Raw genomic sequence first — 13,452 nt, 5'->3', positions numbered from 1 at the left:
GGGCTACCCGATCAACGATAGAGGTCCTCACGCGTCCAAGGCAGGTCGTGGTGGCCGTCGGCATAGGGCTTCACCGCGAGAATCTGGTGCAGGTTGATCCAGCCCTTGGTGAAGGCATAGGCGCAACCGGCCAGGTACAGGCGCCAGATACGCAAGGTCTTCTCCGGCACCAGCGCGGCGGCGCGGTGCAACTGGTTCTCCAGGTTCTCACTCCAGTGGTTGAGGGTCTTGGCGTAGTGCAGGCGCAGGCTTTCGATATCGACCACCTCCAGGCCCGCCTCGCAGATACGCGCCGTGATCATCGAGATATGCGGCAGCTCGCCGTGGGGGAACACATAACGGTCGATAAAGTCCCCCGCGCCACGGCCGACTGGGCGACCATCGACGTGCTTGGCGGTAATGCCATGGTTCATCACCAGGCCACCTTCGCGCACCGCACCGAACAGCCGCTGGCAGTACAGCTCGAGGTTGGCATGCCCGACGTGTTCGAACATGCCAACGCTGACCGCCTTGTCGAAGCGGCCATCCTGCGGCAGGTCACGGTAGTCGAGAATCTGCAGGTCGACCTTGTCGGCCAGGCCCTCCTCCTTGACCCGCTGGCGGCCCAGCTTCAGTTGCTCCTTGCTCAGGGTGATGCCGAACACCTTGGCGCCGTACTCGCGGGCGGCGAATCGTGCCAGCCCGCCCCAACCGCAACCGACATCCAGCAAGTAGTCGCCGGCCTGCAGGCGCAGCTTGCGGCACAGGTGGTCGAACTTGTCCTGCTGCGCCTGGGCCAGGGTGTTGTCCGGCTCCTTGAAGTAGGCGCAGGAATAGACCATGTCCGGGTCGAGCCACAGTTGGTAGAAATCGTTGGACAGGTCGTAATGGTAGGAAATGGCTTCGGCGTCGGTGCGCTTGTCATGGGAAGTGCGCTCCGGTACCACCTCGTCTTCATCCTTGAGCAAGGCTTCGCTGAGCTCGTCGCAGACCCGGATGACTTCACCGATATCACCTTCCAGTTCCAGCTTGCCTTCAACGAAGGCAGAGCCAAGCTCATCCAGGTTCGGATGGGTGAGCTGGGTGATCAGCTGGGGTTCCTTGACCAGGATGGTGACCTGCGGGCTCGGCCCCAGATCGAACTGGTTGCCGTCCCACAGCTTGACGCGCAAAGGTAAGTGCAGGCTCTGCAATGCGGGTGGAAGTTGCGCAAGCATTCATGACCCTCCCTTTCATTGATACGGACGCCAAGCCTCAAGGTGTCGGACGTCACCGGATCAGGGTAGTTCATTCGTGCGAAGTTTCCGTTAATCGCGACCATAGTCTAGAACTATCTGGTCCGGGTCATCCAACAGATTGTATACAATCTTCATCACTCAGACTAACCTTGTGCCCCTCTTCGCTTCCTCACACTCTCGGAGTAACGAAACCCATGAAATCCTATGACGTGGTGATCATCGGCGGCGGCCCCGGCGGCTACAACGCAGCGATCCGTGCCGGCCAGCTGGGCCTGAGCGTGGCCTGTGTCGAGGGTCGCTCGACCCTGGGCGGTACCTGCCTGAACGTCGGCTGCATGCCTTCCAAGGCCCTGCTGCACGCATCCGAGCTCTACGAGGCGGCCAGCGGCGAAGAGTTCGCCCACCTGGGGATCGAGGTCAAGCCGACCCTCAACCTGGGCCAGATGATGAAGCAGAAAGACGAAAGCGTGACCGGCCTGACCAAGGGCATCGAGTACCTGTTCCGTAAGAACAAGGTCGACTGGGTCAAGGGCTGGGGCCGCCTGGACGGCGCCGGCAAGGTACTGGTCAAAGCCGAGGACGGCAGCGAAACCACCCTGCAGGCCAAGGACATCGTCATCGCCACCGGTTCCGAACCCACGCCGCTGCCCGGCGTGACCATCGACAACCAGCGCATCATCGATTCCACCGGCGCCCTGTCGCTGCCTCAGGTGCCCAAGCACCTGGTCGTGATCGGTGCCGGCGTGATCGGCCTGGAGCTGGGTTCGGTGTGGCGCCGCCTGGGTGCCGAAGTAACGGTGATCGAATACCTTGATCGCATCTGCCCAGGCACCGATGAGGAAACCGCCAAGACCCTGCAGAAGGCCCTGGCCAAGCAAGGCATGACCTTCAAGCTCGGCAGCAAGGTGACCCAGGCCACATCCAGTGCCGACGGCGTCAGCCTGACCCTGGAGCCCGCCGTCGGTGGCAATGCCGAAACCCTGCAGGCCGACTACGTGCTGGTGGCCATCGGTCGCCGTCCGTATACCCAGGGCCTGAACCTGGAAAGCGTCGGGCTGGAAACCGACAAGCGCGGCATGCTCGCCAACGACCATCACCGCAGCGCGGTCCCAGGCATCTGGGTGATCGGCGACGTCACCTCCGGCCCGATGCTGGCGCACAAGGCCGAGGACGAAGCGGTAGCGTGCATCGAGCGCATCGCCGGCAAGCCGCATGAGGTGAACTACAACCTGATCCCGGGCGTCATCTATACCCGCCCGGAACTGGCCAGTGTCGGCAAGACCGAAGAGCAGCTCAAGGCCGAAGGCCGCGCCTACAAAGTCGGCAAGTTCCCCTTCACCGCCAACAGCCGGGCCAAGATCAACCATGAGACCGAAGGCTTCGCCAAGGTCATCGCCGACGCCGTCACCGACGAGGTGCTGGGCGTGCACCTGGTGGGCCCGAGCGTGAGCGAGATGATCGGCGAGTTCTGCGTGGCCATGGAATTCTCGGCCTCGGCCGAGGACATCGCCCTCACCTGCCACCCGCACCCGACCCGCTCCGAGGCCCTGCGCCAGGCGGCGATGAATGTGGATGGGAAAGCGATGCAGATCTGAGTGAGCACCTTGTAGCAAAACGGTGTGGGAGCGGGCTTGGCCCGCTCCCACAAGTGCCAGGCCTAGCCGTGGGCCAGTTGTTTATCCACACCCTCACGGAACCGCGACGCCAGGAATGGCGTGATATCCAGCGGCAACGCCTCATTGTGGACAACCTTGTCCAGCAGCACACCGGTAATGGCCGACGTGAGGATTCCGGTACGGAAATGTCCACAGGCATTGAAGTAGCCCTGAACATTATCCACAGGCCCGAGAATCGGCAGTTCGTCCGGTGATCCCGGGCGCAGGCCGGCCCAGGTGCGCTTGAGGTTCACCTGCGCCAGCTGCGGCACGCAACGGATCGCGCCCTGCACAAGGCCACTGATTTCCGGGAACGTGTTGCTGACATCGAAGCCCTTCTCTTCGGTGGTGCTGCCGATCAGGATCTCGCCATTGTCCTTCTGCGCCATGTAGCAATCGCTGGTGGTGATGCAGCCATCGAGCAGTTTGGGCAGGCGCTCGGTCAGCACGATCTGGCCCTTCACCGGCTTGACCGGAATACTCTCCCCCGTCGCCCATTCGCTCAGCTCCGCGGCCCAGGCGCCAGCGGCATTGATCAGCGTGCCGCAATGGAACTCGCCGGCCTCGGCAGTGCGCACGCCCTTGATCCGCGAGCCTTCATGCAGCACACCAGTGATGTTCACGTTCGGGTACAGGTCGACGCCGTTCTGCCGCGCCGCCTCCATGTAGGCATCACCCAGGCGGAACGGGCTGACCTGGTGGTCGCAGAGAAACTCCAGCGCGCCATTGGCCTTGAGCGTCACCGCCGGCTCCGAGGCGCGCAGCGCGTCGCGGTCGAGCCAGCGTACCTGGTCGGCCAGGTGCGGGATCTGCTTGACGATGTGCTCGGCGTACAGCTGGTCTTCTTCATCCTGGATGATGTACTTGAGCCCGGTGCGTTCGAACTTGAAGTCCATGCCGTGGCGCTCGATCAGCTCCTGGTGCAGCTGTGGATAAAGCGCGTTGGACTGCAGGGCGAAGTCGAAGAAGCACTCCGGCAGGATGTGCGGCGTGCTCGAGTCGACCACCACCGCCGCGCCGTTGGCCTCACGCTTGTTGCGCGAGGACATCATGCGAAAGAAGATCACCCCGCAGCCCAGCCCCACCGACTCGCCGATGGCCCACAGGCCGCCGGCCGAGGCGCGGGTGGCGTTGCCCGGGCGCTTGCAGTCGATCAGGGCGATCTTCAGGTTGTGTCGCTTGGACAGCTGGTAGGCACAGGACGCGCCGATCACGCCGCCACCGGCAATGATGATGTCGTAATGCTTGTTCATGCTCAGGCCTCCGTGCCGAGTTGTTCGAATGCGGAAAACGGGATCGGGTCCACCGGGAAGCGCGGGCGCAGCCAGCCCACGTCCGCGCGGCCGGTGGCGCTGCGCAGGCGGTCGCTGCAGTAGCCGACGCACATGCGCCCCTGGCAGTCGCCCATGCTTACCCGGGTACGCATCTTCAGGCTGGCCATGTCTTCCACACCCTGCTCCAGGGCCAGGTCGATCTGCTCGCGGGTGACGTTTTCGCAACGGCAGATCACCGTATCGGCCTGGGGCAGCTGGATCTGCGCCGCGCCGCGCGCGGTGTAGCGTTCCACCCCGGAACGGAAGCGCTTGATCGCCGCCAGCTTGCCCAGGAAGCGTTCACGGCGCTCGATCGCCTGCTCGGCATCGAGCTTGCCCATCTGCTGCAACATCGACACCGCGGCGATACGCCCGGTGAGCATCGCTGCCTCGCCACCGCGAATACCGGCCATGTCGCCGGCCAGGTGGATGTTCGGCTGGCTGCTCTGCTGCCACACGTTGCACTCGGCGCGCAGGTAGCCGTCCTCGCTGAAGCCATGGGCCAGGCCCAGTTGCTGGCTGAGCTGGGTCCGCGGAATGAAGCCGTAGCCCACCGCCAGGGTGCGCACCTGCTCGCGCTGGATACGGGTCATGTCCGGCTGCCAGTCCTGGGTGTAGGGGGCGACCTGGACCTCCTGCAACTCGCCGTCACCCGTGGCGCCCACCACGCCCCAGCCGTAATGCATGGGGATGCCGTTGAGCTTCATGTAGGCCAGCATGCTCAGGCCATCGAGGAACAGTTGCGGCTTGTTCATCAACGCCAGGCTTTCCTTGGCGATACGGTTGAACGAGCAGGCCTCGTACACGCCGGCCACCTTGGCGCCGGCGGCGTGCAGCTGGCAGGCGACCAGTGGCAGCAACGGCCCGGTACCGGCAATCAGCGTGCTGCCCAGTGGCTTGACCACGCCACTCTTGATCTGCAGCTGCAAGCCGCCGAGCAGGATCACACCGGGCAAGGTCCAGCCGGGGAACGGCACGTTGCGCTCGTGGCATCCGGCGGCCAACAGCAGGTGCGAGTAGTCGATCTCGTGCAGCTGTTCATCAGCGTCGAGGACCATCAGCCGTTGATCGTCCCCACCCACCACGCGATGGTTCAGGCGCAGGTCGATGCGCTCGGCGCAGGCGGCGAAATCTTCATGCAGCTTGGTCAGGGCCTTGGTGTAGCGCGGCCCCAGGTAGCCCAGGTCGACACCCGCGCGCAGCGGGCCCCGATAGACCACGCCACCGGGGCGCGACGCCTCGTCGAACAGCAGGCAGTCCACGCCATGTTCGGCCAGCTCGATGGCGGCGCCCATGCCGGCCGAACCGCCACCGACGATCACGGGACGAAGGCTCATGGGTGGGCCTCCTCTTGCACGCGATTGACCTCGGTCTCGATGCTCATGCCCGGCTTGACGATGGTCTGGCAGGCGCGACGCTTGGGACGACCATCGATCTGCACCAGGCAGCAATGGCAGACGCCCATGCCGCAGAAGGCACCGCTGAGCTGACCATGATCGTTGCGGGCGACCTGGCGCAGCCCGACGGCGTTCAAGACGGTCAGCACGGTCTCCCCTGGGGCGACAACCACTGGAAGACCGTTCAGATGAATCGTCAGGCCGTCACCCGACAGCGGCTGAATATCGAGTTTCCTTACCAGCATCAGCATTACCTCGTCGTCCTTGTTGTTTAAGCAGGATCGAGAAGGTAAGGCAGATTCCGACAGCAAAATATGACCTATGCCATGACAACCACACCACAGGTCTTGTCATTTGACCGACGGAGAGTCACGCCGATGGCTAATGCGACGTTTCTGGAACGCATTAGCCATAACAAGTCACTCCGTGGTCATGACTGCGCTGATCTTTCCGCTTCGGTAAGCTTCGAAAATCTGCGCAAGGCTCGACCTCGCATCGCCCTTCGCAGTGAAGATTCCCCCACAACCGAGATTCGCCTCGGCGTAGTCGGGATCGTCCATCAGCACCCTGTGTGCCTTGGCAAGATTCCAGAAAGGCACGCCAGCAAACAAATGATGGGTCAGGTGATAGTTGTCGCCGTGCATACCGATGAACAGCCGCTCCAAGAGGTTTGGAAAACGGTTGCGCGTCAGCTTCACTTCATCCTTGTACACCCCGAACATGCCGAAATGCTCTGAAATTTCCGAGAACCAGCCGATGACTTGAAACGCGGTGAAGTACGGCACGAGCCAGAACAGCAGATAGCCCCACGGTCCGACCGAATACCAGAACACCGCCAGTATCACCGCGTGCACCAGGAGCAATTTGAGACCTTGCACCGGCTTGGCCACGACATCGCCTGCACGATTCTTCACCAGATAGACGAAGTACTGCGATGTGTTGGTCAGCGTGATGCTCCTGAGCAAGTGACGCAGGAGGAAATCCATTCGGTCACTGGCAGCATACAGACCAGAGTCGATGTAGTACCTGTGGTCAGGGTCCGTCTGCTGGTCCCCCAGGTGATGGTGATGCATCTGCACATGGGAGCGGCGATACGCCTCATAGTTCTGGAAGATTGGATAGGCAAGCAGATACTCCCCGATGGCCCGACACAGCACCTTGTTGTTCATCAAGGTCATATGCGCCGCTTCATGCAACAAGGAGGCGAGCGCCCGTTGACGTGAACCGATCAGGAGTACGGTCAGGAGATAGAAGTAAGGGCTCTGCTGACTCAGGTATACCGCAAGTCCGATCACTGCCAGATCGAGCGAAAGCGCAAGCGCCCAGTGCCAATTGTCCTTCTTGTACAAAGGACGCAAGCGCTCCTTGATCTCGGTCGACGGTTTGAATCTGTTCACATCGTTCATCGAAAGTCCCTGTTCGTAAGTCGAGGCGATGGAAGGCCTCCAGCACCTGGCGCAGGCCTGGCCAAGGTGCCGGTATGGCCGCTAGGGTCTAATGCATGTTTCGCAGCAGGCGCATGAACTGTTCGGCTTGTGAAACGGTGCTGCCGTGTCCCAGCGAGACCCGCACAAACCGCTCACCCCGGCCTTTCATGAAGTAGGGCGTATGTGAGGCGTGGCCGGCCCAACAGTTGATGCCATCGGCGCGAAGCCGGGCGACGGTTTCCGGTGCGGGCAATGCGTCATGGAAGAACGAAACGATGGCGCGTTGCCGCGCGCCTGGAAGGATCAATTGCAGACGCGCATCACCCTTGAGCTCCTCCACCAGGAACCGGTAGGCCGCACAATCATCGACATAACCGCCCCTCAGGCGATCCTGCACAGCGATGTTCAGCCCCATGAGCGCGGCACTGTTTCGCTCTGCGTACTCAAAGCATCGGGCATCGTGCTGATCCAGGCGCACACCATCGTTCACGGTGAAGGTCGCCCGGTGCAGATCAGTGAATCTCGGCGCGGCAACGGCACGGAACGCCTTGGACAGATACGCAAATCCGGTGCCTCTGGGGCCACAGAGAAACTTGCGCCCGGCAGCCGTCAGCACATCGCAGCCGATGCTTTTGACATCGATCGGCAGCATCCCCACCGACTGGCAGGCGTCGAGGAAAAACACACAAGGATGCGCCTGCAATAGCCTGCCGATGCTCTGCACGTCATTGACGATGCCGCAACAGGAAGGTACATGAACGATCGAGACAAGCTTGACGTCTTCTCGTAGATGTTCGGCCAGCCACGTCAGGTCGAGATCGCCATTTTCCAGCAAGGGAATGACTTCGACCACCACACCATGGCGCTGGCGCAATTGATCCAGTGCAATCAAGTTGCCCGCATACTCATAAGGCGTTACCAGTACACGGTCGCCGCCGTTCCAGTCCAGGGCATCGAGCGCCGTCACCCAGGCCTTGGTCGCACTGTCGAACAGAGCGATGTCCGCCGGCAGTGCCCCGATGAGGCGTGCGACGTTGGCGTATATCTCGTGCTCCAGCACTGCCGAACCGGCCAGCTCGGCCTCATAGGCGCCATGCTCGCGCTCATCTTGCAGGAAGGCCTGCATCACCTCCAATGCCTGCGCCGACATCACACCCGCGCCAGCGGTATTAAAGTGGATCATCTTTACCGTCCTTGGCTTTGCAACCCATGTAGTAGAACCCAGTGGCCAGCACCACGCACAGGCACAACACATAGAACATGACCTGTGGCTGATACATCGAAAGTGCCAACCCACAAAGCATCGGCCCCAATGCCGCGCCGAGATTCGACAGGTTCTGTGCGCCGTAATAGATGCCTCGCAGATGCGCGGGTGCGATGAAGTCGATGAACAGGTACTCGGTGGGAATGATGATGATTTCACCAATGGTGAACACGATCATCGCAATGACCCAGAACGGCACCTGCTCTGCCTGGCTGAAGCCGATCAGCCCCACCAAAAAGAACAGCATGCCCAGGCACAGCATGCGGAACAGGTTGTTCTGGTTGATCCGAGCCCCCACCAAGTACTGCAGGCCAATGACCACGCAGGCGTTGGTCGTTACCAGATAGTTGATGACCTGGTAGGTATGCTCCGGCGTGCCGGTCACCAGCAGGTACTGGGATAGGTAAGCCGAGAACTGGCCGAATACGACGACGCTGAGCAGCCCGCCCAAGGTAAAGCACACCAGTCGATAGTCCTTGAGCAGATACCCCATTACCTCGAGGAATCCTGTCTGTGGTGGAACATCGCTAGCCGCTTTGCCCAACTTGGTTCCGAACAAGGCATACAGCAGAACGAAACCCGCCCCGACCCAACCCGCAGCCGCGAATGGCAATCCAGGCCCGGCCTTGGCCAGTAGAACCCCCAGGAATGGCCCCGCGGCAAATCCGATGTTGGTAAGCGTGTACTTGACCGAGAACACCGCTCCTCTTCGTTGCGCCGCGACCAACGTGCCAATGCCCGCCTTGATGGCGATGTCGATGACCGCATAGGCCAGGTTGACCACCACGATCGCCAGAAAGAACAGCGCCATCGAGTCAGTGAGGAAGGCAGCGCCAAACGCAAGGGCAAACAGGCTTCCGGCCACCACCAGGATCCGGTGGTTGGAAAATCGGTCGACCAGGAACCCTCCATACAGGCTGAGCAGGGAACTCGCTATGAGTGCCCCGCCCAATGCCAGTCCGACATCGGCAACACCCAGGCCAAACCGCTGCGCACAGTAGACCACCAGATAGGGCAATGTCATTGCCCGTGCCAGGGTCAGGATAAACGTGGCCGACAGCATCACCATCACTGGCGTGGTGTACACCCGGCCCTCAGCCAGCGTCAGCTCGGCCGCCCCCGGCTTCATGCCAGCATGCCCTGATAGATGGCGGACTCGGCCTCCCGCAACAACTGGATGCTGTCCTGGATGGAAGAACGATCCTTGTCCAGGATGAACACGTGGCCAGGAGAGTTCTCCAGCGAGTTGGTCTCGCTGAGCATGCCCTCATGCTGGATCTTGATGCTGTGCAAACCAGGGATATGCTTCCACACGGCGACATCGGGAAGGCGCTTGATCTCTCCACTGGCACGCGCAATGAGGAAGACGCAACTGGAGTGGAAAAACAATTTCTTCCTGGGCTTGGCGCGGTAATCCAGGAATCCTTGCGGATTGACCAGCGACTCCACCCACAGATTGAGCTGGTTATGCCCGAGGGCACGGGTATAGGCTGAAAGATCGATCCCACCCGGCATTCTTGCGGCGGTCTCGAGCAGCACCGGCTCATCATTGACGATCATGAGTTCGCTGTGCCCGACGCCGTGCTTGATACCCAAGGCATCCAGGACCGAAAAGACATACTCGGACAACCGGCTATACACATCCTGATTGTCGACCGGGCACATCAGCTGGTTGTAGTCATGCACCGGCGCGGCACCGATACGGGTACGGTACACACGAATGATCTCACTGACAAAATGCTGCCCATCCACGCTGACGGTATTGACGCAATACTCAATGTCGACGTCGCGCCCCTTGTCAGCCTTCATTTCTGAATAAAAGTCGGCGTTATCCAGGTACTGCTGAACGAGTACTTGCTCATTCTGCGCGAGGAAGATATTGCGACTGCCCTTGACGGCTGCGAAGGCACTTTCCACCTCGGCGGCATTGGTGCAGATATGGATGTTGTCGGAGCCGGCGCTGTTGATCGGCTTCAAGACGACCGGGAAGAGATTCTGCTCCTCGATCCATTCCTGGATCTTGACCAGCTCCGCCGAGCGGAAATGCTTGATCGAGCGAACACCCGCACGCTTCAGCGCCTCATGCATTTCGTACTTGTTTCTCCAACGTACCGCGTGTGCCGGATTGTTGTGACGCGCGACATTGAAATGCGCAGCCAGGTCAGCCGCCAATTCGACCCCGAACTCACACCCTGCCAGGACAAATTGAACGTTGTACTGGCTCAGTTGCTCGTCGAGCAACGCGTCGGAAATGTAGGGAAGGTCTTTGATAAAATCTGCCGGCCGAAACCACGACTCGTAGAACGCGTTGACGTTGTCCGTCGAACGGACATGAATGCACTCGTAACCACGGGAGATGAACGCCGGGGCAATCAGACTTCCAATGGAGTATGCATCCACAACCACGACCACATTTTTCTTGAAGATCATTTGGCGGTCTCCGTGGTATGGGCAAGATCACGCACCAATGTCTTGATCAGCTCCGCGGCCTTGATGATGTGCTCACGATCGACGTTGATATGCGGGACAAGACGAATCTCCTTGTCGTTGTAGGGAAGCCCGCCCACACCTCGCTCCCTGAGCCGTTCGGCAAAATGCATCGGTGTAACGCCAAGACGGGAAATATCCAGGGTCACCATGTTGGTGCCTTTGTAGCCCGAACGCGCGTGCTCCATGACACTGAGTTGTTCATGCAGCAGCGCCGCGTGCTCATGGTCCTCGGCCAGGCGCTCAATGTTGTTGCGCATGGCATACAGGCCCGCAGCCGCCATCATGCCGGCCTGGTGCTGATCTCCCCCAAACCATTTGCGGTACTTCCTGACTTGTTGGATGAGCTCGCGCGATCCCATCATGATCGAGCCAACCGGCGCTCCAAGCCCCTTGGACAGACACATGGACAACAGGTCGGCGTTATCGGTGTAGGACGTCACGTCGATACCTGTCGCGATGGAGGCATGCAGAATGCGTGCGCCATCCAGATAGCGGTAGGCGTCGATTTGCTTGGCATAGGAGAACACGCGATTCATCTGCTCAAGCGGAAATACAGCCCCCCCCTTGCAACCCAACGTATTTTCCACAACAACGACTCGCGGCATTGCGTAGTTCTGGTTCCAACGGCACTTGGATGCGTACAGGCGCTCGAGGTCGGCTACGTCGAACAGGCCATCGTCATGACGGGTCAGGGAAAAGTTCACACCTGAAAATGCCGACGTTGAAGCCGCTTCATAGAAATTTATGTGGTAAGAGGCATCCAGAAATATTTCATCACCTGGCCGGGTCATGGCCTTGATTGCCAGCTGGTTGCTCAAGGTGCCCCCCGTGGTGAATAACGCGGATTCCTTCTGAAAATAGTCCGCGCAATATTCTTCCAAGGCACGGACACTGGGGTCCTCGCCAAAACAGTCGTCACCGACCTCGGCCTCGTAAATTGCCTTACGCATGCCCTCCGTGGGCTTTGTCACCGTATCACTTCTGAGGTCAATGAACATGTCGACTTCCTTATTTATCGTGTGCAAGGCATGCTTATTCACGCGGTCAACCGCGTGATATATTCACGTTTAATAACAGCAACTTATTCAGTTTGCGAAAATGGCGTGACGAGGTATTAACGATCATTGATACCTCTCACTTTCGCTGCGCTCAACTACTGAAGCAGGCCCCTTGTCTGATCAACAAGTGACAAGGCGGATTAGTACCCAGCCCCAAAAACAACACGGGAGGGTTCGCTGAAATCGGCGAGCGCCCCCAGGATTTCCTGCGGCGACTCTGCCAAGCGATGCAGGAAGTGCAAATACCAACTACCGCCGTACACCGCATAGATGCGGCAAGGCAGTCCGGCTTCCTTGGCCTGGCGCATCAAGGCGGGTTGCACACCGTGGAGCATTTCCAGCTCCAGACTCGCAGAGCCGCGCGGCTCTGCCAGGATACGGGCAATCATGGTTGGATCCTGGGTCGCACAACTTACGGGAACACCCGCGTCCAGGATCAAGCGCAGCATGTCCAGGTAGCGTTGATCGAGCGCCTCGCCACGTGGCAGCGCGACTTCTTGAGGTTCGTTGTAAACCCCCTTGACCAACCTGATCTTGCGCCGATGACCAAGGACCTTCGGCAGGTCATCGAGGGTGCGGTGCAGGTAGGCCTGGAGGGTCACGCCAACGTTTGCGTATTCAGGCGCCAGTTCCCCGTAGACCTCGAGGATGCGGTCCACCGAGGAGGCATGCTCCATGCTGATCATGACTGGAATGTCATGCTCGGCGGCAGCGGAAATGATCGTGGCAGCGTTCCTGTACGCGGTATCCTGGGACAAGGCCAGGCCAACAGCGCTCAGGTCAAAGCTCAGTTGGGGCCTGAGACCAGCCCCGACGAATGGCTTGATAGAGGCCAGATACTCATCGACGAAACGCTGGACGACAACAGGGTCGGCGTTCTCCTCGCCCACGTACTCGGCGCTCAGCGCATAGCCCTTCCCCGCGAGTAACTGAAGTTTTGGAAGCAGTTCTTCGCGATCTGCGCCGAGGAAGTAGCGCTTAGCGGCAGGCTCGAACAATTTGAAGAACAAGGAGTCTTCGTTGAATGCCTCCCTGCATGCTCTGTTCATCGCAAGTTTCTTGAGGGCAGCGGCGGCTAGCGTACACGTTTCCTGGGAAACCATCAGTCTCTCTCCTTGAGCAGCGCAACGGCGTACGTCTGTGTACAGCCTCTCGACAAGATTCAAAATCAGAGAAGGCAATCAGCGGCAAAATCCTAAGTAGCCTTTGTTTATTTTGTCCAGTATCGACGCGCAAAGGCAGACCTCAGTCAAACCGTACAAATAGATGTTTACCGTTTTGCGACACGACAGCGCCCACGTGTCAGTTAGCGACAGAAGAACTCAGGCAATCGAATATCGTCGGCAATGCCAAGACCATCAAATCGCCATCACTCACATAAAAATGATAGCCCTTGAAAAATCAATTTACTTCAGCAGCTTATAGATTCACTGAGTCTGCGCTGGGCAAGTAAGCAGTACGCGAAGGGTGACACAAGGCGCACGGTTGCCATCGTTTGAGGGGTCGTTTTCTTCTCACGTACTGTCGTCGCCGCAACGGCAACACGAAATTCAACCATTCGAACGAGTGCCATCTATGTGCTCGATTCTGTCCGAAACGCCATTTATTTAATGCAACAGGCAATAGTGAAT

Annotated in this window: 11 protein-coding genes; 1 reads left to right on the top strand and 10 read right to left on the bottom strand. The window is 59.7% G+C overall.

Going from position 1 to position 13,452, the window contains the following annotated elements; all coding sequences use genetic code 11:
* Window positions 1-11: 11 nt before the first annotated feature.
* The gene (gene cfaB / locus ACVWZ5_RS15225) at window positions 12-1,196 is read right to left on the bottom strand and encodes a C17 cyclopropane fatty acid synthase CfaB (RefSeq protein WP_062575649.1); all 1,185 of its coding nucleotides are present in this window, start codon (window positions 1,194-1,196) and stop codon (window positions 12-14) included.
* 215 nt (window positions 1,197-1,411) lie between these two features.
* On the opposite strand from cfaB, the gene lpdA reads away from it, so the two are divergent.
* Complete coding sequence (lpdA, locus tag ACVWZ5_RS15220; protein ID WP_186600103.1) at window positions 1,412-2,812, top strand: dihydrolipoyl dehydrogenase; 1,401 nt, start codon at window positions 1,412-1,414, stop codon at window positions 2,810-2,812.
* A gap of 62 nt (window positions 2,813-2,874) precedes the next feature.
* On the opposite strand, the gene hcnC is transcribed toward lpdA, so the two are convergent.
* From hcnC to ACVWZ5_RS15175, 9 genes are all read right to left on the bottom strand, one after another.
* Window positions 2,875-4,125 carry a cyanide-forming glycine dehydrogenase subunit HcnC gene (hcnC, locus tag ACVWZ5_RS15215; RefSeq protein WP_062575651.1) on the bottom strand — a complete coding sequence of 417 codons (1,251 nt, stop codon included), beginning with the start codon at window positions 4,123-4,125 and terminating at the stop codon, window positions 2,875-2,877.
* A 2-nt stretch (window positions 4,126-4,127) separates the two neighbouring features.
* On the bottom strand, window positions 4,128-5,522 hold the full coding sequence (gene hcnB, locus ACVWZ5_RS15210; RefSeq protein WP_096049067.1) for a cyanide-forming glycine dehydrogenase subunit HcnB: 1,395 nt from the start codon (window positions 5,520-5,522) through the stop codon (window positions 4,128-4,130).
* Window positions 5,519-5,833, bottom strand: a complete 315-nt coding sequence (hcnA, locus tag ACVWZ5_RS15205) for a cyanide-forming glycine dehydrogenase subunit HcnA (protein ID WP_062360070.1) — start codon at window positions 5,831-5,833, stop codon at window positions 5,519-5,521. Before hcnA ends, hcnB begins: the two co-directional genes overlap by 4 nt.
* 168 nt (window positions 5,834-6,001) lie before the next feature.
* The gene (gene gntB, locus ACVWZ5_RS15200; protein WP_062360068.1) at window positions 6,002-6,988 is read right to left on the bottom strand and encodes a guanitoxin biosynthesis L-arginine gamma (S) hydroxylase; all 987 of its coding nucleotides are present in this window, start codon (window positions 6,986-6,988) and stop codon (window positions 6,002-6,004) included.
* Between the two features lie 88 nt (window positions 6,989-7,076).
* Window positions 7,077-8,192, bottom strand: coding sequence for an aminotransferase class V-fold PLP-dependent enzyme (locus ACVWZ5_RS15195; RefSeq protein ID WP_172402364.1), 1,116 nt, complete (start codon window positions 8,190-8,192; stop codon window positions 7,077-7,079).
* Window positions 8,179-9,402 carry an MFS transporter gene (locus tag ACVWZ5_RS15190; RefSeq protein WP_062360065.1) on the bottom strand — a complete coding sequence of 408 codons (1,224 nt, stop codon included), beginning with the start codon at window positions 9,400-9,402 and terminating at the stop codon, window positions 8,179-8,181. Before ACVWZ5_RS15190 ends, ACVWZ5_RS15195 begins: the two co-directional genes overlap by 14 nt.
* On the bottom strand, window positions 9,399-10,703 hold the full coding sequence (locus ACVWZ5_RS15185) for an ATP-grasp domain-containing protein (RefSeq protein WP_084940897.1): 1,305 nt from the start codon (window positions 10,701-10,703) through the stop codon (window positions 9,399-9,401). Before ACVWZ5_RS15185 ends, ACVWZ5_RS15190 begins: the two co-directional genes overlap by 4 nt.
* Window positions 10,700-11,761 (bottom strand): threonine aldolase family protein, encoded by a 1,062-nt coding sequence (locus ACVWZ5_RS15180; protein ID WP_084940899.1) that lies wholly within the window; start codon window positions 11,759-11,761, stop codon window positions 10,700-10,702. The genes ACVWZ5_RS15185 and ACVWZ5_RS15180 overlap by 4 nt, the downstream gene beginning before the upstream one ends.
* Before the next feature lie 200 nt (window positions 11,762-11,961).
* Window positions 11,962-12,924, bottom strand: coding sequence for a proline dehydrogenase family protein (locus tag ACVWZ5_RS15175; RefSeq protein ID WP_457340713.1), 963 nt, complete (start codon window positions 12,922-12,924; stop codon window positions 11,962-11,964).
* Between the last annotated feature and the right edge of the window lie 528 nt (window positions 12,925-13,452).

The organism is Pseudomonas sp. TE6283 (assembly GCF_054060555.1).
This window is presented reverse-complemented; position numbering and strand designations above follow the sequence as displayed.

Coding starts and splice junctions, on each gene's coding strand:
- gntB (WP_062360068.1), bottom strand. CDS start 6,988: ATGAACGATGTGAACAGATTCAAACCGTCGACCGAGATCAAGGAGCGC.
- ACVWZ5_RS15185 (WP_084940897.1), bottom strand. CDS start 10,703: ATGATCTTCAAGAAAAATGTGGTCGTGGTTGTGGATGCATACTCCATT.
- lpdA (WP_186600103.1), top strand. CDS start 1,412: ATGAAATCCTATGACGTGGTGATCATCGGCGGCGGCCCCGGCGGCTAC.
- hcnB (WP_096049067.1), bottom strand. CDS start 5,522: ATGAGCCTTCGTCCCGTGATCGTCGGTGGCGGTTCGGCCGGCATGGGC.
- hcnC (WP_062575651.1), bottom strand. CDS start 4,125: ATGAACAAGCATTACGACATCATCATTGCCGGTGGCGGCGTGATCGGC.
- ACVWZ5_RS15180 (WP_084940899.1), bottom strand. CDS start 11,761: ATGTTCATTGACCTCAGAAGTGATACGGTGACAAAGCCCACGGAGGGC.
- ACVWZ5_RS15175 (WP_457340713.1), bottom strand. CDS start 12,924: ATGGTTTCCCAGGAAACGTGTACGCTAGCCGCCGCTGCCCTCAAGAAA.
- hcnA (WP_062360070.1), bottom strand. CDS start 5,833: ATGCTGATGCTGGTAAGGAAACTCGATATTCAGCCGCTGTCGGGTGAC.
- ACVWZ5_RS15190 (WP_062360065.1), bottom strand. CDS start 9,402: ATGAAGCCGGGGGCGGCCGAGCTGACGCTGGCTGAGGGCCGGGTGTAC.
- ACVWZ5_RS15195 (WP_172402364.1), bottom strand. CDS start 8,192: ATGATCCACTTTAATACCGCTGGCGCGGGTGTGATGTCGGCGCAGGCA.
- cfaB (WP_062575649.1), bottom strand. CDS start 1,196: ATGCTTGCGCAACTTCCACCCGCATTGCAGAGCCTGCACTTACCTTTG.